Annotated in this window: 15 protein-coding genes; all 15 read right to left on the reverse strand. The window is 39.7% G+C overall.

Annotated features, from left to right (window positions below; all coding sequences use genetic code 11):
• Positions 1-21 precede the first annotated feature (21 nt).
• Positions 22-1,296 (reverse strand): Gfo/Idh/MocA family protein, encoded by a 1,275-nt coding sequence (locus tag GM418_RS28230; protein WP_158871253.1) that lies wholly within the window; start codon positions 1,294-1,296, stop codon positions 22-24.
• Positions 1,297-1,318: 22 nt separating this feature from the next.
• Entirely contained in the window at positions 1,319-2,251 is a 933-nt protein-coding gene (locus tag GM418_RS28235) for an FAD:protein FMN transferase (RefSeq protein WP_158871255.1), read from the reverse strand.
• Positions 2,241-3,530 carry an acetylxylan esterase gene (locus GM418_RS28240; protein WP_158871257.1) on the reverse strand — a complete coding sequence of 430 codons (1,290 nt, stop codon included), beginning with the start codon at positions 3,528-3,530 and terminating at the stop codon, positions 2,241-2,243. Before GM418_RS28240 ends, GM418_RS28235 begins: the two co-directional genes overlap by 11 nt.
• Positions 3,531-3,620: 90 nt before the next feature.
• Positions 3,621-5,066 carry a Gfo/Idh/MocA family oxidoreductase gene (locus GM418_RS28245; RefSeq protein ID WP_158871258.1) on the reverse strand — a complete coding sequence of 482 codons (1,446 nt, stop codon included), beginning with the start codon at positions 5,064-5,066 and terminating at the stop codon, positions 3,621-3,623.
• 253 nt (positions 5,067-5,319) lie between these two features.
• Positions 5,320-6,669 carry a Gfo/Idh/MocA family protein gene (locus GM418_RS28250; RefSeq protein ID WP_158871260.1) on the reverse strand — a complete coding sequence of 450 codons (1,350 nt, stop codon included), beginning with the start codon at positions 6,667-6,669 and terminating at the stop codon, positions 5,320-5,322.
• Positions 6,670-6,687: 18 nt separating this feature from the next.
• Complete coding sequence (locus tag GM418_RS28255) at positions 6,688-7,527, reverse strand: sugar phosphate isomerase/epimerase family protein (protein ID WP_217447620.1); 840 nt, start codon at positions 7,525-7,527, stop codon at positions 6,688-6,690.
• Positions 7,524-8,870, reverse strand: coding sequence for a 3-keto-disaccharide hydrolase (locus GM418_RS28260; protein ID WP_158871262.1), 1,347 nt, complete (start codon positions 8,868-8,870; stop codon positions 7,524-7,526). The genes GM418_RS28255 and GM418_RS28260 overlap by 4 nt, the downstream gene beginning before the upstream one ends.
• A gap of 563 nt (positions 8,871-9,433) precedes the next feature.
• Positions 9,434-12,355, reverse strand: coding sequence for a glycoside hydrolase family 2 protein (locus GM418_RS28265; protein ID WP_158871264.1), 2,922 nt, complete (start codon positions 12,353-12,355; stop codon positions 9,434-9,436).
• 58 nt (positions 12,356-12,413) lie between these two features.
• On the reverse strand, positions 12,414-15,242 hold the full coding sequence (locus GM418_RS28270) for a glycosyl hydrolase (RefSeq protein ID WP_158871266.1): 2,829 nt from the start codon (positions 15,240-15,242) through the stop codon (positions 12,414-12,416).
• A gap of 25 nt (positions 15,243-15,267) precedes the next feature.
• Positions 15,268-16,284, reverse strand: a complete 1,017-nt coding sequence (locus GM418_RS28275) for a family 43 glycosylhydrolase (RefSeq protein ID WP_158871268.1) — start codon at positions 16,282-16,284, stop codon at positions 15,268-15,270.
• Positions 16,285-16,412: 128 nt separating this feature from the next.
• On the reverse strand, positions 16,413-17,960 hold the full coding sequence (locus GM418_RS28280) for a rhamnogalacturonidase (RefSeq protein WP_158871270.1): 1,548 nt from the start codon (positions 17,958-17,960) through the stop codon (positions 16,413-16,415).
• 10 nt (positions 17,961-17,970) lie between these two features.
• Positions 17,971-19,374: a glycoside hydrolase family 28 protein gene (locus tag GM418_RS28285; RefSeq protein ID WP_158871272.1), complete on the reverse strand. Its 1,404-nt coding sequence runs from the start codon at positions 19,372-19,374 to the stop codon at positions 17,971-17,973.
• Positions 19,375-19,411: 37 nt separating this feature from the next.
• Entirely contained in the window at positions 19,412-20,395 is a 984-nt protein-coding gene (locus tag GM418_RS28290; RefSeq protein ID WP_158871274.1) for a glycoside hydrolase family 43 protein, read from the reverse strand.
• Between the two features lie 242 nt (positions 20,396-20,637).
• A complete protein-coding gene (locus GM418_RS28295; RefSeq protein ID WP_158871276.1) occupies positions 20,638-22,155 on the reverse strand; it encodes a RagB/SusD family nutrient uptake outer membrane protein in 1,518 nt (505 codons plus the stop codon).
• Between the two features lie 19 nt (positions 22,156-22,174).
• Positions 22,175-25,420, reverse strand: coding sequence for a TonB-dependent receptor (locus tag GM418_RS28300; protein ID WP_158871278.1), 3,246 nt, complete (start codon positions 25,418-25,420; stop codon positions 22,175-22,177).
• Between the last annotated feature and the right edge of the window lie 216 nt (positions 25,421-25,636).

The following is a 25,636-nucleotide window of genomic DNA, read 5'->3' on the forward strand; positions in this document are numbered from 1 at the left end:
TTTACAAATTATATGAGCTGTTTATTCCTTCTTCATTACGTATTCCGCCGGCCAGGTAACTACAGCATTTGTATCCATTGCCTGCAAGCCAAGAAGCGCAGCCACTGTGGCATGAAAACCTTCCCTTAAAAGATTGGGATAAGGTTTTCCTGTTCTAATTGCTTTGGTAAATCCCACGAGCTGCAAATAAGTATCGTTATTGTCGTACGATTTAATCATTTTACCCGGGTCGGTACCGGCAACTTCAGGAAGCCAGGTAGCTCCGCCAATAGGGATAACATCAAAAATACCCGATTCAATGTTGTAAACCAGCTGACGAATTCCGGGTGCAGAGGGCGGATTTTCAGAATAAATCCGGTTAGCTTCCGGTTCAATGGTTCCCAGGTTTCCCATAATTTGTTCTTCCAAACCATAATGTTTGTTGGCAATCATTGAATCGTATATACATTTTACTCCATTGGGGTAATCATATACCAGTGCAACCTGATCGTATACTTCACGGCCATCTTTCCAAAAACAAATGCTCCCGCTTCCCACAACCTGCGTTGGAACCTGATCTATAAACCAGTTGGCCACCTGAATTTGGTGTGTAGCCAGCTCAGTCATTAACCCTCCGGAATATTCGCGGTACATTCTCCAGTTTATTTTTCGTTCCAACTCAGGCCCGGGAATCGGTCTTCGCCAGTCGTTATTCCTATGCCAGAACGCCCGAACCTGTGTAAGCTGACCTATTTCTCCCTGGCGAATCCGTTCCAGGGCATCGAGGTAAACCGGGTTAAAAAGCCGCTGCTGACCTATCTGCAAAATCCTGCCGGTTTGTACCGAGGTATCAACCATTTGTTTGGCGTCTTCAATCGTTCTGGCCATCGATTTCTCACAAAATACATGAATCCCGGCATTCAAAAAATCAATTGTAATATGTGCATGCTCGTGAAGTGGTGTTGCAATAATAACTCCATCCAAATCGCTAAATTCATCAAGCATCTTCCGGTAATCATAAAAAGCCTTTGCTTTTCCGTTGGTGGTTTTAATCGCTCTTTCGTACATGGGCTGATAATTGTCGCAAACCGCAACTACATCCACATTTTCAATGGCAAGCAAATTTAACAACAAGCCGTGGCCCCGGCTACCAACTCCCACTATTCCCAGCCGCACTCTGTCTGAGGGAGCAATGTTTTTCCCGTTTTCCTGTGCAAAAGCATTTATCCATGGGATAGAAGCAAGAAATGCAGTTGAACCTGCATAGATACTCATCTCCTTTAAAAACTCCCTCCGATTCCTTTTTGTAATTTCCATTGTAAAGTTTTTGAGTTCAATTCTAGATCACGGTTAGTTTGGTTTTAAATTCTTTTTCTTCTGTGTATTCTGCTTCCAGAATCTCTATATCTTTTAATTGTTCCGCCAAAATATTTTTATCCTCTTCGGGCAAAATCAACCAGGTAGTAGAAATAAATTCACCGAAAGAGGCAGATTGAGACTTTACCGAAACCAGTTTATTTTCGTAAACCGGATAGCCGTAAACCGGGCTAATAATGTGATTTCGCCATTTTATCCGGCCATCATCGTTGTTTACGACAATACCCGACGTTGTAACACATTCATTATTTGCAGAAAAAACATGGACGTATTGGTTGGGCTGAAAAGAATTTCTGATCCCTAAAGGCCAGCTTTCTCCATTTGGATGTTTTCCAAGCGCAAGAATAGAACTTTCTCCAAAACTGACAATTCCGTTTTTGACGCCATTTATTTCCAAAAGTGGCTTTATTCTGTCAATTGCAATCCCTTTTCCAATTGCTCCAAAATCGAGCTCCATATTGTCAGTTGTGTAGCGAAGTCTTTTCTTTTCAAAATCCAAATCAACTTTATGGAACCCGCTCTTCTCCAATGCTTTTCTAATTTCTTTTTTAGAAACCTTATCCAATTCATCTGCTTTCTCTTTCCACAAATTAATAATTGGCCCGGCTGTGATATCAAATGCTCCGTTGCTCATCTGATAAAAATCAAAACAGAGTGCTATGGCATTCCACAAATCTTCGGGAACCGTTAGCCATTTATTTTTGTCGGCGTTGTTTATTTCGGCAACAGCAGAAGTGGGAATAAAACGGCTAAAAATCTTCTCCAGATAAACGACTTCATTTTTTACCAGTTGAAACATCTGTTCAGCAAATTCGGCTTCAAGCTCGGTGAAAACGATATCGCACCGTGTTCCCATGGCAAAAAAAGTGTCGTTAAATATCTGATTATCTGTCATTTTTTTTTAGTTGTTTAAACAGCCACTCATTCTTTAACTCCTGCTGTTCGGGAAATGTCCAATGTTGCGTTTCCTGAAAAATATGTAACTCTTTTGATACTGTAATTACATTATAAGCAGCATATGTCGATGTTGGCGGACAAACATTATCATTGTATCCCCAACTGTACCACCCGGGTACTTTCACAAAACGTGCGAAGTTAACGACATCAAAATATTTTGATGTTTCCACTTTTTCCGGTTTATTGGTAAAATCGTTCCTGAACATGTGAGGCCACCCTCCTGCCCGTCCGTGCAGATAGCCCGTTAAATCGGCCAGTGCAGGATAAAATGCCGCCAGATAATCGATTCTATCATCGAGCCCGGCAGTTATAATGGAGAGTGCTCCGCCCTGGCTACCACCTGTAACACCGATGGTTTCGCCGTCAAAACAATCGAGGCTTTCGATAAAATCAACAGCACGGACACAGCCCAAATACACTCTTTTGTAATAATAATTGTCTTTGTCATCCATGTTTGTAACCCAATAGTTATCAAGTGCCCCATATCGCAAATCGTTATATACAACAGGGTCAAGATTCACCGGAATACCGTGGATTCCAATCTGAAGCGTAACAAAGCCATTTTCGGCCCCGTAAATATCTCCGTAATAAGGTCGAATTCCCGCACCCGGAACATGCAAAATGGCCGGATATTTTCCTTCCGCTTTGGGTTTACAAAGAATACCGTAAATTTTTCCACTGATATTATTCATGCTCACGTGGTATACATCAACTTTATCGGTGCACCGTTCGGGAATTAAGGTCATTACAGGATTTACCGGAATTTTGGCGAGTTCCTCCTTGCCGCCGTTCCAAAATTTTTCAAAATCATCAGGCAATGTGGTTGTTGGCTGAATTTCCTCAGGCGAAAACCCGGCTGTAGAATAAGAAGAATAGGTTTTGCCGTCGATTTCAACCGAAGCATGGCAACGCAAAAATCCCGGATCTTTAAACTTTTTAGCTTTTAAAGTTGCTTTACCGTCTTTCAGTTTAATGGTTCCTTCTTCCCAAACGTCCACCTTTTCAGGTTGAATTCTGTATTGCACTTCTATATTGTCAAGGGGGACACTGTTTTTCAAAACAGAAATGGTAAATTCAGCGCGCTCGCCTGTTTCGTAAGTCCAGTCTGATTTATCAGGTGAAACCAGTACCTGGATGAATTCTTTTCTTGGCTGCGCATTCAGGTTAGTTACAAATGCAACCAGAATAAATAAAATGAGTATTTGTAAACGATTCATAAGTATTATTTTTTGATAGCTTTATATAAAAATAAAAAAACTCTCCGACATTCATATCCAGAGAGTTTTAAAAAAAACAATTGAACACTTTTATAGTTTATAAAATTCTTCCCAGCCTTTACGAGGCGGTGTTCCTTTTAACAGTTCATTTGCAAGCTTATTGTTTGTTATCTGCTTCTCTTTTCTGTCAAACTCAATTTTTGTATTTAAACGTTGTGCGATAGTTCCCAGGCAAAATACCTGACTTAAAGGACCTGAAATTTCAAAAGGTGAATTTGTTTTCTCTGTTCCCTGAATTGCCCGGTGGAAGTTTTCAAAATGGTTTGACGGACTTTCCGGAACTTCAGGTAGTTTTGACTCCATATCTTTTGCAGCTTCGGGAGGAATAATTGAAAGTGTACTACCGTGAGAACCTCCTTTAAAAGTTAAGTCTTTCCCATAGATCTCTTTACCGGCACCTAATTTTGCCGGTTGCATTACACCGTTACTTGCTGGCGGAATGTTAGGGTCAACTTCTATTTCACCAAATCCTTCCGGAACCTGAGGAATATTTTCCATACCATCGTACCATGTTATTGTGCAGGCCGGCATATTTTTTCTTTTGGGAAATTTAAAAGCCAGCGTTGATTCCATTGGAAAAAACAATTTGTTGTGCCCTTTAATTTTTATCGGATCAACTTCGAAGGGTAATCCCAACTCCAGAAATTGATGTGCAGTGTCAATAATATGAGCTCCCCAGTCACCCAGAGCCCCCATTCCATGTTCATACCAACACCTCCACTGCCCGTTCACAAAGTCCTCGTGATACCCATGTTCTTCCGCTGTCATCAGCCAGGTATCCCAGTCTAAGGTTTCGGGAATTACCGGATTAACCGGGTATTTTTTTATATTAACATCCCAGTCGTGCCAACGGCGACGCCCGTTCATGTGGGCCGTAATTCTTGTAACATCTTTTATAATTCCGTTTTCAACCCACGACTTAAACTGGTAATAGTTTCCTTCAGAATGCCCCTGGTTTCCCATTTGGGTTACAACTCCGTACTTTTTAGCTGCTTCAATCAGCAACTCCGATTCATAAAAAGTCCGTGTAAGTGGTTTTTCAACATACACATGTTTCCCCTGCGACATGGCCAGAATGGTAATTGGGAAGTGAGAAAAATCGGGTGTTCCAACACAAACAGCATCAAATTCCCTGGCCGACTTTTCAAACATCTCTCTGAAATCCTGATATTGTTTTGCTTTGGGATGGTCTTCAATACTTTTAACCGTATGCTTAGCTCCCATATCCACGTCGCACAAAACAGTTGTATTTATCATCCCGGTGCTGTTATGTGCCTGAAGAATTTGTCCTCCGCGGTTACCAATTCCGCAAAACGCCATATTAATTTTATCGCTAGGAGCAATAACCCGTGGTTTTACCAATTCACCGGCGGCGTTTCGTATTTCAGGTTTGGCAAATAATACATGCCCCGGAACAACAGTGAAAGCGCCTAAAGCTCCTGCTGTTCTTTTAATAAATTTTCTTCTTGAATTCATAATTTAAAGGCTTAATTTTTTATTGGTTAATAGTTAAAAAGTATTTGAATGTCCATAATGCATCATAAATAGAACGTCACCCTGAACTTGTTTCAGGGTCTCATTGATAATACATTGATTATCAAAAAGGATTAGATGCTGAAACCAGTTCAGCATGACGAACAAAAGAGATATAACACAATACGGATATTCACAAAAAATACTATTAAAAAAAAGTTCAGGAAAAAGGTTTCCTGAACTTCTTTCGTAAGTTTTATATTTTTGGTTCCCATCCGGGCTCGTACTCACGGCTCCATAGTTTCATGGCATCGCGATCATACATTTTTCCGGAAACTTCGTCAATATCATATCCTCTTCCGATACGATAAGCAACATTGGAATAATGCACCATTGCCTGGCTGATAGTTGCATCGGCGATATCGGCATTTAATTTCTTTTGTTCACCACGAATAACACCAAACCAATTTTCAACGTGCCCTGTTGTCATATCACCTCCGCCACCAAGTGCAGTACCTGCCTCGTTCGAAGCCGACTTGCTGTCTTTAACAACTTTTCCTCTTCTGTCGTAAAGAATGTATTTTCCCCGATCGACAAAAACTGTTCCTTCGCTTCCGTAAATTATAGTTCCACGTCCACCCTGTCCGTAAGTATCAAAACCATTGCGACTTCTTCCGTCCCAATTGATAACTTTGTTGTCTGCAAACCGGAAAGTTGCTTCCATCGTGTCGTACATTTCCCAGCCATCATCAAAAAAGTGTCTTTTTCCAGCTTCAACATCCACACGCATGGGAAAATCTACCTGCAATGCCCAACGTGCTACATCAAGCTCATGGGTTGCATTATTTCCTGTTTCGGCAGTTCCGTAGTCCCAACCATACCAGTGCCAGTTATAATCCCAGGTTTCTTCCGTGTATCCGCGTCTCGGAGCAGGTCCCTGGAATAAATCCCAATCCAAACCTTCAGGAACCGGCGCTTTTTTCTGAACCGGAACTTCTCCCCTGCTATTCACATAAAAGGCCACCGCCCGGTAAGGCACACCAATTGCACCATTATGAATTTCAGAAATAATCTCTTGTGTGTGGTCTGATGAACGTTGTTGATTTCCCATTTGAACAACCTTGTTGTATTTTTTCATGGCTGCAACAATCATTTCATTTTCAAACATATTATGGCTACAAGGTTTTTCAACATAAACATGTTTACCACCTTGCATTGCCATTATTGCACCTGGTGTATGCCAATGGTCGGGTGTTGCAACAAAAACTCCGTCAACATTCTGATCCGCAAACACTTTACGAACATCATTTTCCAGTTTTGGTTTATAATCGATTCGTTTAGCAAAATTAGCCGCTGCTCTTTCACGCTGGCTTTTCATAACATCACACAAATAAACCAATTCAACGTTGTTTTCCTTTTTGGAAACAGGTTCATAATAGGCTCCCAATCTGCGTCCCAGACCAATAATTGCAACATTAATTCTATCATTAGCTCCAATTATTTTACTGTAACTTTTTGCCGACATTCCCATGGCTGTTCCACCAACAGCAACTCCTGCAGCACCAGCTGTTACTTTTTTCAGAAATTCTCTTCTATCCGAATTCATTTAATATATATTTTTTAATTACATCATTTTCATAACACCTTTAATATACCCAAATGATTCCATCATTCCGGGTAGCGGATCATCACCATCCGCTTCGTATTCAAGTGCCAAAGTTCCTTTATAACCCGACTTATCCACAGCTTCTAAAAAAGAGGGAAAATCAATTACACCACGTCCGATGATGCACGTTTTTCCATCACTTGCAGCTTTTGTCACATCTTTGATATGTATGTCAAAAACACGATCAAAAAAATCTTTTAAATCCTGCTCCGGATCTCTGTTTATACGCTTGGTGTGACCAATATCAATACACAATCCCATCCTTTTATCCCGATCTTTTATCTTATCGTAAGCACTTTCGGCACTTGGATATAACTTGTCTCCTGGGCCGTGATTATGAATCGCCAGCTTTATGTCATAATCTTTTACTTTTCCCTCCACATAATCAAGCAACTCGTGATTTGGAACTCCTATTATCATTTCCATCCCGGCAGTTTTCGCATATTCAAATGCCTGATCAACTTCTTTGTTGTTTTTCATATAAATAACACCACCGCCATAAAGCGTAACGCCTTTCTTCTGACAGAGTGTAACTGCTTTTTTTATTGTTTCGCTGTCAGAATCCAACGGCAGATGCATACTTTTAAATGTAATCCGGTTGATTCCGCAACGCAGGGTCATATCCAAGGCTTCCTCCTGTGAAAAATTGCGAAGCGAATAAGAGGCAACGCCAAGATTAAAATTAAAATCACTTTTAGAAGAAACCGAACTGGATACAGAGGCTCCTGCTAATTTTGGAACTGAGGCTACAGCCAGCCCGATTCCTGCTGCTTTCAAAAAATTTCGTCTGTGTGTCATTTTAATTCTCTTATTTTTAGACTTCTGAAATGTACAGTATTTTGGTGATCCTGAAGCAAAATTGGTCCTTTCGGAGCCAATCCAAAACCTTCGTATTTTGCATATTTACTTCGTGCAACCAGTGCATTGTAGATATTATTTCCACGAGTATATTCAACCACTTTCCGTCCATTTAACCAATGTTGAACTTTTCCGTCAGGAAACACAACAATACGTCCGCGGTTCCATCCTCCGGGTCCATTAATAAATCTGCCGGTTTTGTCAGCGGGTATTAAATCGTATAACGAAGCAAGTGTTCTGTTTCCTACCACTCCATTTTTGGCATCCGGGTGTTGCTCATCATCAAGAATCTGGTATTCCAAGCCTATTCCCGAACCATTGTTGCCTATTCCATATTTTATACCACTGTTTGCACCTTTCGTAAAACTAAAATCGAATTTAAACTCAAACGGACCATATTCCTCTCTGGTAATTATGCTGCCTCCTCTTTCAGGCGAAACTGATTTATCAAGAACAGAAAGCGTACCATCCTTTACTTCCCATCCGTGCTCAGGAAAATTATCGCTGTCGGTACTTTTAAAATTTTGTGTTGATTTTCCATCAAACAACAATTTGAATCCTTGTTCTTTTTCTGAATCACTTAAATTGTTAGCCAACAAATTAACAACATAAATACCTTCTGCAGGAGAAGGTTTCAGGTTTTGCGTTTTAATTCTGACATTCTTCCATCTTATTTGGTGTCCTACTTTCTCTTCGTTATTTCCAATTCCATGAACCTGAAGCGCGATAAATCCTTTTGGAGTCATATGGTCGATTACGTGTGCACAGGCTACTCCATTCAACCATGTTTTAATAGAATTTCCTATACATTCTATTCTGTAATGGTTCCATTCTCCCATTTTCAAAGCTGGTTTTGCTTCCGGATTCAAATCGAGCGGATAAAGCCAGCCCCTTCGTGCTTCGTCATAGATACCCGCACTCCAGGCCCGGTCCGATGGATCTACTTCGCATTGATAACCATGTACCCGACCGTTATTGTACTCTGGTTTACTTTCACTGCGAAACTGGATTCCGGAATTCATGTTTTCCTCAACCAGCAAATCAACTTCAAAAACAAAATCAGAATAATCTTTCTCTGTACATAAAAACGAGTTTGGAGTATTCAAAACAGTTGTTCCAACAATTACACCGTCAACAACTTCGTACCTGGCTTCTCCGTTAAGCTGTTTCCACCCTGTAAGATCTTTTCCGTTAAACAAATAAGTCCAGTTGTCATTCTGCGCAAAGGTCATTCCTGAGGCCAATATCAAGAGAACAGACAGAAAGAAATTTTTACTTTTCATTTTAATACTTTTTTGAATTATGAAGTTGGTTTAAGTTAATTCCGTGTACGAACACGAAAAATACAAATTTAAGTAATTTTTTATGCGGAAACAGATGTTGCATAACACAACTTTGCCCCTGATGTAAAAATACTATCATCAGATGTAAACTTTCCCTCTGATTTTAAATTATTTATCGCAGATATTAAGTAGTAGAATTTTGATACAAAATTTTATTCGGGGAGCTATTTTCACTGATTATAAAGGGGATAAAAGAGAAAGACCGCTTCAACAAGCGGCCTTTCAAAACTAACTAACCAACTAAAATAAACCTTGAGAATCAAGATTTGTTTTTGAAAAACAACATTGTGCTTTAATAAGTTTCAAAACTATCTAATTTTGTTCTATTCTGATAACTATATTTAAAAAAGGTTTAAAATTTTATTCAACAATATATTATTAAACACCCACTATATTTCTTATTCTCAATATAATAACAAACATTGTTCTACCACCTAATTTTGAATAAAAATGAATAACTTTTAATAAACATTTAAATTATGTATTTACGAGTAATCATTTTTTTAATTCAACAAACCAAAATAAAAAAATAAAGTTCTTTTCACCGGTTTTTCCATATTGTTTAATTCACCGCCAGGCCCCAGGTTCCAGGTGTCGTTGCTGATTCCCATAGCCAGTTTCGTTCCTATCGGCGGAATTCCGTCGAGAAATGATAGGTCGCCAACAGGTTGTACAGGATAGTTTTCCGGTCCTGATATTCCGTAAAAACTGAACAAACGAACAAACAAATCTTCTTCGTTGGCAAAGACTGTAAATCTCCCATAATCGGTATTAAATTCAATCCATGAGACATCGGAGAAATAACCTTTAAATTCAGGGTACTGCCACGAGTTGTCGGCCGGAAGTTCATTGTTGTAAAACCGTTCATATACGTCAAGTTTTCCTCCCTGCAAACGGTTTTTCCAAACATGTCGCGGGCCATTTCCCAGCCATTTTGCCCCTATTATATCCGATTCCGGGAAATTAAAGCTAATACCTGTAAAATATTGTTCGCCTTCCACCTGGTATTCATAATTCATTTCCAGCCAGCCACTTTGATACATTGTCCAGGTTACTTTTTTTAAATCGCCTGCATAGCTCATTTCAACCACATGCGATTTGGTTGAGGGAAAATGTTTTATACCTGTTAACTGCGCTTCACCACTAACCAAAACCGGTCCGTTATTAAACGGAATGGGTAATCCCATGTCATTTCCCACACCTTGGATGGTACCATCTTTTTTGCTAAAAGCCACTGAAATTCCGGATGCTTTTAACACTATCACATCATCGTTTTCATGAAATTCAACCTGTGATGATTCTTCTGAAACATCGCCTTTTTGCTGTTCAATTGGCAAAATATTGTCTTCTTCAATTCCGGCAGCTCTTAGTTCATCGCGGCGTTGTTTTTCTTCTGCCGACAAATCAGTTACCACCAACTGTTCAACCGGTTTTGTATTGCCGTTAATTTTCCAGCTCCAGGAAAATATTTCTTTTCCAAAAGGATCTAAAGCATTTAAATACAATGCATCGTAATTGTTAATATCTGCAGGAAGTTGCAATTGCAGATTGCCTTTTTTCTCAGGCTCAATGTCAGGACTTTCAATTTGCCCGGATTTCATTATTTGATGTCCGGCCCCTCTGTTATGTGGAGTATTAAAATTTACCAGTTGCCACTCGAAATTACAATCTTTTAAATTGGTAAAATGAAAACGGTTTTCAACAGTAATTACACCATCAAAATCTTTAGAAAGTTTTTCAAGTTCGACTTTTACCGGACTAAAAATTTCACGCATCGCATAAAAACTGGCTTCTTTTTCGCGATGTGGCCCCACAACTCCATCAGGTGCGTTTACCCGGTTCACATCCACAAAACCATTTAAATCTGTACGAACCAAACCTTCATCGGAAAACACCCACAAAAAGCCGCCTGCCGAGAGTTCTGAATTCCAAAACAGTTCCCAAAAGTCGCCCAATCCGGCAGCCATTCCACCATCGTCCTGTCCATGCAGAAACTCGGTGGGCATGTAAATCAGCGGCCCTTCCAAAAGCTTTTTTGAACTATAGTAGTTCTCATAGTGGTTACAATCAATCCCGTTATAATCATTCCCCGGGCGATGATGAGCATGAATTACCGGCCGGTCTGAGGGATCATAAATAGCAAAATCGTCGTCCAGTTCTTTGTTGGTTCCCCCTTCATTCCCGTTGCTCCAAAAAACAATTGAAGGATGATTTACATCGCGTATAACCATTTCGCGAACCAGTTTGCTGCCCACTTCAGTATCATACGCATTTTGCCAGCCCGCCAGTTCATCCAAAACATACAAACCAAGCGAATCGCAGTATTCCAAAAATGATTTATTGGGTGGGTAATGAGCACAACGAACCGCATTCATATTCATTTCTTTCATAAGCTGAACATCCAGTAAATCGATGGAAGGATTTACACAACGTCCGGTTTCGGGCCAGAAAACATGGCGGTTTATTCCTTTGAATTTTACCTTTGTACCATTCACATAAACGCCATCGCTTTCCCGAATTTCAACGGTGCGAAAACCAAATTTTTCTGTGAGTTCGTATTTAATTTTTGAACCATCAACCAACGAAACTTTTACAGAATATAAATTTGGCGTTTCTGATGTCCATAAAAGCGGATTATCAACTTTACAACTTATTGTCACAAGCGAATCTTTACCACCGGCCTGTTCCTGAGATGTTTGTACTGATTTTCCATTAGCGTCAAAAATCTCAGCTCTTAAAGTTTGTTTCTTTTTCAGGTTAACAGGAAACACATCCACTGAAAAATTCCCGCCGGCATCAGCAGAAACAGCAACACGATCGATAAATTCTTCCGGCACAGCTTCAAGATAAACCGGACGAAAAATGCCACCAAAAATCCAGTAATCGGCATTCCTCTCGGCATAATTTACTGATGCATTGGCTGAAACTTTATGAACAGTAACCTCCAGTTCATTTTCCTTACTAAAATTTACCTTATCGGAAATATTGTACCTGAAACGATAAAATGATCCCTGGTGAGTTGGTCCGGCAGACTGTCCGTTAATTTTCACTTCTGTGTCAGTCATGGAACCTTCAAAAACGATAAATATTTCTTTATTTTCCCAACTATTCGGAACAACAAAATTGTGTTTGTAAATACCGGTTTCATCCGCATAAATGTGCTTCTTCCCATACGTACGATAGTCGCGGCCATAATCGTATTCTCCAAATCCCTGTTGTTCCCAATGCGAAGGAACTTCGATAGTTGTCCATTCGCCGCTTTTTCGCCCCGATGTGCAAAAAAAATCCCAAGTTACTGTGTTTTGATTGTCGGTTCCGGACAGAAACAATTTTTCCTTTTGTGTTGTTTGAGCAAGTGATGGACAAAACACGGTAAATAGCAAAATTGCGATTAATCCATTTATTCTGACTGATTGTATTTTCATTTTGGAATCAAATATTTTTTTTGAACATTCTTATTCTCATTTCATTATTTCCGACAGACTATTCTATCTCCACCATCTTTTTTGTGACAGGAGTTAACGTTACCGGTCCGATAAGGCCTGATTCCAGTGGTTCCCAGTTAGCTGCTGTAAACAAACCGTCTTTACCCACGTTTTCACGTTTTCGCGCTGCAAAGTTGACATTGTAAAATTTCTTATAATTTACACCACGTTTATCCAGATCGATAATACGATTCGCCATCAGATTTGAAACCTGTACTTCCAGCTTGTTTACATCCTCTAATTTTGATGCATCAATAACCAACTGATATTCCGGACCAACTACTGTTCCCATTTTTTCTCCATTTAAAACGATTGTAGCCGATTCACAAACTTTTCCCAAATCGAGCAAAAATGCCGTTGCTGATTCATCGGGTCTTTTAAACGATAACTCGTAAACACCCGTTCCCGAGAATTTTTCATGTTCTTCAGAATGCTCTGTCCACGAATTTAAACTGGTAGTTGTATAGGAATCCGGAAGTGTGGGACCACCCTTTAGAAATGAAACAGTCCATTCGCCTTTCAAAACTGTCTTTTCAACAGGAATATTCCAAAGCGGATAATCTTCAATATCAATTTCATCTGAATACCATTGTAAAACAACTGTTTCACCGGGTTCAAGCTGAAGATATACGCGAGATTGTTTTTCGTTCATTTTTTGAATTTTCGCTTTTCCAATCTCCTGATTCATTGGATTAAACAATGCTGCTTCATCACCAGCTGACTGGACTGTTATCCATTGGTCAACCTTTTTATCACTCCAGTTACTGATAAAATAACATGTTCCATCGTCTCTTTTTACCCGATTGAACCATAGCCCTACCTGGGCCATTTCTTCGGGAAAAACACCTGCGTTGGAAAGCAAGGCGTCAATGTTTTCGCCGGTTAAGCACTTTCCGCTACCCATTTCATCCACAAGTACTCCACCTAAACTTTCAAAATGAATGGATTCTTTTATTTTTTGAAAAGCCATTTGTCGTTCTTCAACATCGTAAAATCCTGGTACATCCTTTGGTAAATTCTCCTGAAAAATAATGGTTGCTCCGGTATTCACTAAATCAACTAATTTTTGCATAGTGGCCAGTGGAATATGATTGCACTTCGGAACAACAATGGTTTTATAATTGGCTCCCGGAGCTTTAATTTCGCCATTTGTTATTTCTAATTCCTGAATCTGTTTATCAGAAATATAATCGAATGTATATCCTCTTTGCAATAAGTATTCACTGAGCTCTTTTGTAAGCGGCTCGAAAGATCCGCCAAAATGCGGCAATCTGCTTCTTCCCTGCTCCGACCAAGTATCATAAATTGGGAAATACATTAAAATATCGTTATCGGGTGTTGCGATCTGTAAAAAAGACTGGCTACGGGTAACATATTCGTTGATGGCTTTAAAATCGGGCCACCACGAATTTGTTGGAGCAAAATGAACCGCAGCATAAAACATCCATCCCGGCCATTTTTCATCTACCGGAGAATAGGGTGTTCCGTGGTAAAAAATATGGTTGACGCCATTGGCAAAATAACGATCGAGATTTTGTTTCACTGTTCCCAGGTTTGCCAGAAAATGTTCATCGAGCCAAGTAGATGCTTCGCAGGAAACCAATGGTTTGCCTGACACATGTGCTGCCGAAGTAGCCATTTTTATGCGCATCGGATTAGTTCCTTCTGTTTCGGGAATATCGCTGGCAGCATACAAATCGAGAATATTAGCAGGCGAGCCGTGTGCCTGGTTACGAATACCGGCATCATATTTTTTGGCCCAATCGGCCCACACTTTTGTAAATCTGTCAAGCAACAAATCGGAAATGGTTTCGCGATAGTCACACAATACACGGTTGTTCATCTCTTCTGAATCGTTTCCAAACAATGCCGGTAAATGGTTTTTTAAATCATATCCCCGTCTGTTTTTAAACTCTTCAAAAAGCAGTGGTGTCCAGTCCGATTCTCCACTGGCATCATCTACTTCATACGAGTCATTAAAAAATGTTCTTATTGAATTTACGTCAGCATCTTTAGCAGCCTCGTCAAATATTTTGAGAAATTTATCAGCTGCTGCTTCCGAAAAATGGTCAATCACATTTCCTTCGCCGCCGGTACCTGCCCGCTCCACCATTTTTCCGTGCCAACCCTGAAAAACAGCATACAAATTCCAGGTTCCTTCAGGCGCAGTCCAGTTTAATGTCCCGCCGGTTGAAACTTTTTCCGTTAGATCTATAACTTCTCCTGTCTTGTTATAAGCCATTAATGCCTGTAAAGGAAGCGGCTTTTCAAAACGAACCTGCTCTAAAGCCAATTCCTGCAAGTTTGGATTACTACTGATGGGAAACTTTATTTCTGAAATATCAAGCCGATGCCCGATGGCACGCACCATAGGCTCCTGAATAAATTCAACTTTTTCTTTTAGCTGCTCCCCACCATTTAGAGTAAACTGTTTAAAGTGTAAATTTTTACAAGCATCTTCAGCGCCAATCCACGGGCCTCCAAAAGGCCAGCCCGAAGCGTTTGCTAAATCGACTCCTAAATTGAGCCGATCGCCCTCTTTTAATGTATATTCCAGCATCTCCATCCACTGATCCGACAAGAATGAAATGGCTTCATTTTCGTATCCTTTTACATCATAAATCGGAGTGATTTCAACACCACCCAATCCAATTTCCTGCAATTGTTCCATGTTAGCGGTAAGACCACCCGGATTAACTGTACTTCCGTGCCACCACCAACGCGTCCAGGGTTGTGTTACGTTTGTTGTTTCCGGCCAATCGGGCTGTTGTGCAAGCAATTGAAAACCACTTGCAAACAAAATGAATAAAAAAAATATCTTTCTCATGGATTTTGTTTTAGCTTTTCTAAAATTAATTGGAAGGCTTTAAGTCAATAAAAACCGGTTTGTCGCGATCGCATGCTAATTTTCTATTTATATATTCCAACTCTGCCACCTGAATGGAACTTCTTCGCATTTGGTGAGGAGATCTATCTTTACTATCTTCTCCCCTTCCCGGATGGGTAAAATAAAAAATATACGCTTTGTTATTATTTACAACTACATCAGGATGTCTTCCCATATCTTTATCGTCTTCACCTTTTCCCGGTTGTTCAAGAATATTACCGGGCTGGCGTGTCCAAGTCTCCAAATCGCCGGAAAAATAAACTCCCAAACCGTGCCAGTTATCAACCACCATCCAGTATTTCCCTTTCCATTCAAAAACTTTAGGCCCCTCTCCACCTTCATCTCCAACTACTTTTTTACCACTGTCTTTCCATTGATATAAATCAGGGCTATCGGCATAGTACATCGATTTTCCATCACGCTCATTGTTGTAGAATAACCGCCAGTTTCCATTGGGAAGCTGGTAAACACAAGCATCAATACAGCGGTCGGATGCCAAATCAAGTTTGGATTCAAAATCCCAGTCGAGCAGGTTTTTGCTGGTCAGATGAATAATATAACGGTCGTGGTTCCAGTCCTCAAAAATACCGGGTACATAGGTGAGGTACATGTGATATACTCCATCGTATTTGATAACTTCGGGTGCCCAATGCGAGTATTCGGCTGTTGGCCTGTAATTTATATTGCAGGTATCCCTATATGTCCATGTTGCGCCACCGTCGGATGATTCAGCTATTCCGATGCGAGTTCCATGCACCCATTTTACACCACCGGAAATATTACCTTTTGCCCGTCGATTGGTGTAAAACATAAACCACTTGTTTTCTGCTTTATTAAAAATAACTACCGGATCGGCTGCGCCATCGTACACCGGATCGCGAAAAAGTGGCTTATCAGCTTTTTTCTGGCCAAATGCTGTAGTCCCAAAACTAAATGCTATCAGGAGAATCAATATACGTATAAAGTTGGCTTGGTTATTCATCGGCTATTTTTTCATTCGCTTAGGTTACTACATTCGGTTTTTTGTATAACTTTCTTTAAACGTCAAATATACATTTTTAAAATCATTCAAATAAATTTCTCTTTTTTTAAATAAGCTTAACTAATTTGTTATAACGCTAAATCTTTCACTTTGGTGAAATGCTGATCTTTGATTTTATTTACACTATGGATAGAAAAATCCGTTACGTTTTTTAGCCTAAAAACCGGAACTCCTTCCGCTGATTCAGCTTTTACATTTTGAAAATCAGCCCCTTTTACGTCATCCAAAATAAAAACAGGACGCATGTCTGTGTTTTCAAATTCAAGAGTAATATTATTCATTTGAATGTTTTGCACATGGCGAATAAAAAATCCATAAGCAGGAATTTCACCAAAATTTCTAGGATCAGGATAACCGTCTTCCAATTCAGGAACCTCAATTAATGCCTGACTTTCAGGTGCTCCGCCATCTATTCGAATCCAGATATTTGAAAATACAACATCTTCAATATCATGACCCGGTATTCCCATCAACATTGAGCCATATCGTGGACTGGAACTGTGTACGATTACATTATCAACCAGAATTCGTCTAAAGGTACCTACCTCAAGCTCATCCGGGCCGCGCATCCGTCTTCCCAGCCTTAAAAAGAAAGGTGCGTTCAGAATGTCCTTCATAACAATATTAGAAACCGTTATGTCCTCTAAAACCGCGCCATCAACAGTTTCCAGCGCTAAACCGCGGCAATGTTCAAACGTACAGTTTGAAATGGTAATGTTTCTAAAAGCTCCGTTTGATTCCGTGCCAAATTTGATTCTCCCGGTTACAGAACCCCGATCGGGTGCCTGCTTTTGCGTTTGTTGATAGGTTCCATCAAGGAATGTTCCTTCATCGAAACCAAAAACGGCGCAATTGGTTATGGTAATATTTTCAGTAGGTGCCGCATAGCCAAGTGCAAATGAGCTTTTTAGCACCAGCGCATCATCGTTGGGAGTATTTAACGAGCAATTTGATATTCGAACATGCCTGCAGCAATCTACATCAATGGCATCGCGGTTTGTATCAATTTTGAGATTGTCGATGGTAAGATTATCAACTCCGGTTGCCAAAATTCCAAAATGGCCTCCATGTAATATCGAAAAATCCCTTAAAATTACATTCCTGCATAACTTTAAACTTATGGATTTATTTCCAAGTCCAGGTTTTGGATTACCCCATTTTTGTAAACCTTTCCCCCAAATTAATCCGGGCCCGACAATTGAAATATTTTCAAGGTTTTCACCCCAAATCAGGCTGTTGTGAAAATGACTGTGCCCAAAATCCTGGTATTTTAATGAATCACCCCATATATTGGGTTCGGGTGCATCATATTCTCCTTCAACATCATCCATGTTTGCAGCTATAATTGTTGCTCCCTGGCCAATATGTAATTGAATATTACTTTTTAAGCGAATGGAAAAACACAGGTATTTTCCGGCCGGGAAATACACCGTTCCACCACCATTTTCAGCTGCATCATTAATTGCTGCATTTATAAACTCAGTTTCAACCTGGCTTCCGTTGCCGGAAGCACCATAATTTTTTACGTTGTACAATCCATTAAAAGAAGTCTCCTGTGCTTGTAACGAAAAAATGAGAAAAATAAATAGGCCTGTAAATAGATATTTTGTTTGCATTACCGCTTTTTTAATAAGTTGTTTTTTCACCATTGATATATAAGTTGTTCAGATTCAATTTTTTCACAAAGTCAATTTTGTTTCCGCTCTCAACGCCTGAAAACCTGCTATCACTAATCCAAATATTCTCCACACAATTTTCACCTTTTATTCCCATTAAACTCAATCCATATTCTGACTTTTGGGAAGTAACATTGGAAACATAGACATTCTTAACCATTGGTGGGAATTCCCCTTGTCCTTCACGCGGATCGTAAGAACAGTTGATTTTAGCTACTGCTTCCCGCACTTGTCCTACTTTAAGATTTCGAATGTAAACTCCGTCGGTAACACCACCGCGATGATTGTTGGTTTTTATTCTGATGGCGCGCTCCAGGTTAGGACTGCTCATTTCACAATTTTCAGCAAAAATATTTTTGCAACCAGCGGAAATCTCGCTTCCCATTACAACTCCTCCGTGTCCGTCTTTCATTATACAATTCCGAATTAAAACATTTTCGATGGGTACATTTGCCCGGCGTCCATCAAAGTTACGTCCCGATTTAAGCGCGATACAATCATCGCCGGTATCAAAAACACAGTCTTCAATCAATACATTTTTACACGATTCCGGATCGCATCCGTCAGAATTGGGGCCATGACTATTTATGGTAACTCCGCGTACAATAATATTTTCAGACAATAGCGGATGAATAACCCAAAATGGAGAATTCAAAAGAGTTACATTTTCAATTTTTACATTTTTGCAGAAAATAAAATTTATCAATTGTGGCCTGAGATAATGCCCCTCTCCCATTTTCCTTTCCAAAAGCGGAGTGTTTGTATTGTCCCATTTGGTGAGCAACGGGCGACCTTCCGGATCCAACTGACTTGGTTTAGGTTCAACTGTGTCGCCTCTTCTTCTAAATCCTTTCCATGGCCACCAGTGTTCCGCGTCAGCTTGTCCGTCGATTGTACCTTCACCGGTTATCGCGATATTGGTTTGATTATTCGCATAAATCAGCGGTGAATAGTTGTAGCAATCATTTCCTTCCCATCGAGTTTGCACCAATGGTAAATAGTCTTTTGGATTTGTGGAAAATTTAAGCGTTGCACCTTTTTCAACCACCAGGTTTACATTACTTTTTAGATGAACTGCACCGGTAAGAAAAACGCCTCCTGTAACAATCACTTTTCCACCGCCCTGTTTATTGCAGGTTTCTATGGTTTTATTAATCGCTTCTGTGCTTAATGTTTTACCATCGGCAACTGCACCAAAATCAATAATATCAAATTCTTTGTTGGCAAATGAAGGTTCCTCCATATTTTTGATCACGGAGTAGATTTGCTCCCATTTTTTATCGTTATTGGTTTGTTTCCCGTCAAAAGACAGAACAAACATTAACAAACCGACTATTAATTTAAGTGTATTCATTTCTCCGCTTGTTTTAATTGGTTGATTTCATTTAAACCTACAACTCTCTTTTAATCAAAAGCTTTTCGCCTGTATCTTCCATTTCAAAAATATGTGGCCGCGAATCTCTGTTATTTGGAGAATGAAGCACGCACATTAATTTTCCGTCGAACGTTTCAAACAGCATCCCATGACCGCCATCTTTGTCGTAAACCGGTTCTTCCTGTTGAATCCAGGGGCCTGCCAGCTTTCCGGACTCGGAAAAAGCAACTCCCATGGTATAACCGCCTTTACCAAAACTGGTCCAAACCATCATTAGTTTTCCGGTTTTGTTTATTTTCAGGTACGGGCCATCGGTAACAAAACATCCTTCTGTTTCCGAAATTGTTGCCCAGGGGCCGTCACTTCCGCGAAAGAGCAACTGTGGTTCACCAATGGTTTCTGAAAGATCGTCTTTGAGTTGCATGTATTCAATTGTTCCGTTTGAAATCTGAACCCATTCGTGAGCATACACAATGTAAGGTACGCCATCTTCTTCCCACAAGGTTGCATCAAGAGTCATCATATCGACCGGAAGTGTAGAATGATCCTGAAAGGCTTTAAACGGACCTGTTGGAGAATCACTGACCAGAATTTGAGATCCCCTTGTTACACGTGGCCGCCAGTTGGGCCATTGTTCCTCAAACATATCGCGGGTATCAATAGTTAGAAACAGATAGTATTTTCCTTTATAAAAATGCAGTTCAGGCGCCCAAATGCTGTTTATAGGTTTGCCATCCCAAAATCCTTCAGGAATAGTAAATATTTTTGTTGGGTTTTCCCAGTTGATTAAATCTTTACTTTGGTACGACAAAACAGATTTTCCGCCCGGCCCGACCATATAATAATAGCCGGATGCTTTGTCGGCGAGGATGCAGTTATCCCGCCAGTGCATATCGTGAAGTTTTACTTTTTCAGGCGGATTTAGACCAAACTGTCCCGCAGCAGGTTGATAAATAAAAAATAGTATTCCAACAACAATTAAAACAGAATTTTTACTCATTAGTTTTAGGTTTAGTTATAATAAAATTAGGCTGCTGAATAAGAATCTATTTATTCCTTCTTATTTACGGTTCAAAAATGCTGGTCGAAAAACCTTCATAACAAATGTAATAATTACCCTTTAATATAAGACTAAACTAAAAATAATTATTTGCGTTTTATTACCGGTATTCCCTTAAACCCTATAAAACAAAAAAACTTCCTAAAAAATAGGAAGTTTTTATTTATAAAAAATAAAGTAATCTAATATCCAGAATTTTGAGGCAATAAATTGGGATTTCGATCCAGTTCGTCCTGAGGTATTGGAAGCAGATAGTCTCTGCTAGAATCAAAATTTGAATGAGGCTCCAGAGAGTTAGTACCGGTAAAAGCCTCTTCTCCCAAATCACGACGTTGAATATCATACCAGCGTTTGAATTCAAACGACAGCTCCAACCTTCTTTCTTCCAATACCAGGTTTCTAAATTCGTCTTTAGAAATTCCTGTTTGAACATCAGCCGGAAAATCCACTGTAGTTCCGGCCCAGTTTCTTGCTCTTTCACGTATCCTGTTTACATATCCAAGAGCTTCGTCAGTTGGACCACTTACTTCATTAAGAGCTTCTGCTGCAGTGAGCAATACTTCGCCATATCGGTATGCCGCATAATTATGATCGGAATAACGTGCTTCTCCATTTGAATTTCCCGGTTTCTCAAAATACTTGGCAATGTGTGGTCTTTTTACCGTTGAATAAACAGTATAAGGCTGAAGCACTCCGTTAATCAATGTAGAATCAGCAAACGCCACTTTTTTTCTGTAATCTCGGTCATCCCATGTATTGTATACATCCAATGAAGGAACAGCAACACTCCAACCCTGAACATCTGCCCCACGAACTCCGGTGAGCGCACCGGTTAAATCGTCGTTCGTAGAACCAGAGCCACTCTGTGAGCCCAGAAAGTCGAAAGAAAAGATATGTTCTTTTGTTGCGTCTTGTTTAGTTGCGTCGAATAAATCCTGATAGTCGGATTCCAAATCATAATCGAGTTCGGCCTCATTATCTATCACCCATTTCGCATGATTATACGCTTCCTGAAAGTTCCCCAGGGTTAAATAGACGTCGGCAAGTATTGTATAAGCAGTCCCTTTTGAAGGACGGGAGCGCGAATTATCCGGAGGTGTCACTGGAAGATTTTCAGTTGCAAATTCCAGGTCGGCAATAATACCTTCATAAACCTGATCTTCAGATGTCTTTGAAATATCAGCAACTGATGCCGGGTCGCTTATTGCATAATCAATGTATGGAATGTCGCCAAACATACGAACAAGGTTAAAATAAATAAATGCGCGTACAAGACGGGCCTCTGCAGTAAGTTGCATCAAAGCCGTTTGGTCTGCATCGGCATCAGTTAGCGACTCCGCACCCGCTATTGCATAATTTGCGGCACTTATTATTTCATAAGAACGCGGCCAAATTGCGGTAATCATTCCATTTGTTGCATCTACTCCAAAATCGTTTATCTGTTGGCGACGGGCGGGAGTACCTCTTTCACCGATATCAGTCATATCAGCCCGCAACATAATTGTTAGTGTATATTTTCGTCCCCAATATCCCTCTGAGGCAATATACCCGTAGGTTCCCAACACAGCCGCTTCAACTGTAGCTACATCTTTAAAATACCCTTCCGGAGAAATATCTGTTACAGGTATTTCATCGAGCTCTGTACAGCTAAAAATAAATAGAGAAAGTAAAACAATTGTTATATAGTTTATTTTTTTCATCGCAGTTTCATTTTAATTTTTAAAAAATAACCTTCAATCCAACGGTATATGATTTAGCATTCGGATAACTTCCATAATCCAAACCAAGGTTACGATTGGAGTTTGTATTTCCGCCGGTATTATAATTTACTTCAGGATCGTAGCCCCTATATCCGGTTATAGTAAACAGATTTTGTCCACTAACATATAAGCGCACATTACTTAAACCAATCTGTTGTACCACATTTTTGGGTAGATTATATCCCAATGATATATTTTTCATCCGCACATAACTTCCATCCATAATCCATCGTGTCGAAGAAATCCTTGAACGCCCGGAATTAGCTTTTGGAACATCAGTATTGGTATTTGTTGGAGTCCATCTGTCGAGTGCTTTTGTCGTTGAATTTGCAACACCTCCCATTAATTCGAGTTCCATCAGAGTAAAGCTATAAATATCATTCCCTTGCGAACCCTGAATAAAAAAGTCTAAATCAAAATTTTTATATGAAAAAGTATTGTTCATACCCCAAATAAAGTCAGGATGCGGGTTTCCAATGATCGTGCGATCTTCGCTGTCCAAAGAACCATCTTCGCTAATGTCTCTGTATTTTTCACCTCCTGCTTCCTGTTCAAATCCTGAGCCTGGAAGAAAATCGTCTCCTTCCTGATAAACACCATCATATATATAGCCATAAAACACCCCTACAGGCTCTCCTTCTCTTAACACATGAGTGTCTCCAAACCCAACCATATGTCCGGGATTAGCAGAATAGAAGATATCATTTCCTTCGGGTAATTCAAGAACTTTATTTCTATTGATCGAAATGTTAAAGGTTGTATTCCAGGTCAGTGTTTTCTGAATATTTACTGTTGACAATGAGAATTCAAAACCTTTATTTTCAACACTTCCAATATTGTCCATCATACTCGGGAAACCTGAATATTCAGGAAGTGGAACACTAAAGAGAAGATCTGTTGTTTTCTGATGATAGTAATCAGCGACCAAATAAACCCGTTGGTCAAACAACCCAAGGTCAACACCAAAATCAAGCTGTTTTGTACTTTCCCAGGTAAGATTATCATTGGCAACAGAAGTAGGACGAACGGCATTTACCGAAGTTCCGTTTATAATTGTATAAACTGTACCAAACTTCGCCAGCGACTGGTAAGCACTAATGGCCTGGTTACCTGTAATACCGTAACTTGCACGAAGTTTGAGCATGCTAACTTTCTCCTGTTCTTTCATAAAATTTTCTTCGGCAACATTCCAGGCTAAAGCTCCAGAAGGAAAAAATGCCCACTTATTGTTTTTGGCAAAACGGGAAGAACCGTCGTAACGTCCATTCAGGGTAATCAAATATTTATTGTTAAATTTATAATTGACCCTTCCATAATAAGACATTAGCTCCGATTCATTGTAGCTTGATGCGTTGTCGTTTATTGAACCACCTCCAATATTCCACCATTTAAAATTATCAGTTACAAAACCTGTACTGTTTGCATTCCAATACTCGCCGGTATAAGACTGGTATGAGATACCCCCCATCGCCGAGAAATCATGTACATTGTTAAATATTTTTGAATAGGTTAAATAACTTTCACTTATTACATCTGTATTTTTATGGGCATTAATCCTGGCTGATCCACCAACATTCCTTCCGGCATTCAGCTTTGTTGAAATATACAATCCATCCCGGTCATTGTATGTTTTTGCACCCAATGTAGCCCTTAGTTTAAGGGAAGGAAGAAGCTCCAGTTCACCATACACATTAGCCTGCAACAAGTCTGCCACCACATTGTTTTTACGCTCTTTGGCAATTGCATAAGGATTATCTCTCGGGTCACCAACCGGAGAAAGAGTATAACTACCATCTTCGTCGGTAATCGGTATACTGGGAGCCATAGTAAAAGCAGAAGCAATAATTCCGGTGTTTGTTGTACCTCCACTACCTTCCTGGGTATGTGAGCCGTCACGATCAGTACGCTGTGCAAATAAGTTGGCCCCTAATTTTATTTTATCCGACAAATTGAAATCGACGTTACTGGTAATTGAGTAACGTTTATATTTCGACTCAATTACAATTCCTTTATGGTCGTAAACTATTCCCGAAACATAGTACCTTACATCTTCTTTCCCGCCGGAGAATGACAACTGGTAATTCTGAACGGCGCCATTTTGAAAAATCATATCCTGCCAGTCTGTATCAGCTTCAGGAGTAGCCGGCAGTGTTCCCGGATTTGCATCGTTTACATAATCTACAAAATCCTGAGCACCCAGTAAGTCAAGCCTGTTGATTTCCTTTTGTAGTGAATATGAAGTGTTTAATTCAATTTTGGTTTCACCACTTTTCCCTTTTTTTGTTGTAACCATAATAACACCATTGGCTCCTCTTGACCCGTAAATTGCAGTAGCAGATGCATCTTTCAAAATTTCGATTGATTCAATATCCTCTGCTGGTGGCAGTGTTCCTCCAGGGAAACCGTCTACTACGTATAATGGATCACTCGAAGAATTAATAGAGGTACCTCCACGAATACGAATTTTGTAAGAAGCACCCGGCTCTCCGTTATTTGCAGTAATTTGTACACCGGCAGCACGACCTTGTAACGCCTGCGCTACATTAAGAGATGGGAAAGCAGAAATCTCCTCTGTTCCTACTGTTGAAACAGAGCCGGTTAGATCACTTTTCTTAACCGCACCATATCCAATTACTACAACCTCTTCAAGGCCTACTACATCTTCTTTTAAAGTGATGTTAACCATTGTTTGAGTGCCCGGAGTTACTTCTTTTGATATATAACCGATGAAAGAAGCAACAAGGACCACATCTCCTTCAGGAACATCGGGGATAACAAAGTTCCCATCCAAATCAGTTACTGTCCCGATAGTAGTGCCTTTTACAACTACTGTTGCCCCGACAAGAGGCTCTCCGCTTTCAGAGTTTATTTTACCTCTAATTGCATTTTGTGGAACAACTGTTTTATTTGGAGAAATTACAATAAGATTATTTGCAAGTATAGAATATTTGCTACCGGTTCCTTCCAACAAATTATCCAGAATTTGTTCCACCGTTTTATTTTTGACATTTACTGTCTCATGTTTTCTATTTTCTAATAAATCGTTATTGTACAGAAATTTAAATTCACTTTGATTTTCAATTTCCTCGAAAACATCAACCAAAGTTACATTATGCAAGTTAACAGAAAGTTTTGTCTCCTGCGAATAGGCAGTTCCAAAAACCTGTACTGTTGTAAGCAGCAAGAAAAGAAATGTAAATTTCATAGTTAATAAAATTTTCAATAGGCTCTTTTTTAGGCAAAAGCCATCAGTTTCAAACTTTTTTTTCATAGTTTTGATTTCCTTTAATTAAATAATTATGTAATTTTTTCCGTTGAAAAACGGATGAATTCCAAATCGGGGAATGTTGACGCATTTCCCGATTTTTGCAGGGAAACTAAGTTTTATTTTTCATGAGTTTTATTTTTTATCTGTTTATAA

It is taken from the genome of Maribellus comscasis (assembly GCF_009762775.1).
Taxonomy (GTDB): Bacteria; Bacteroidota; Bacteroidia; order Bacteroidales; family Prolixibacteraceae; genus Draconibacterium; species Draconibacterium comscasis.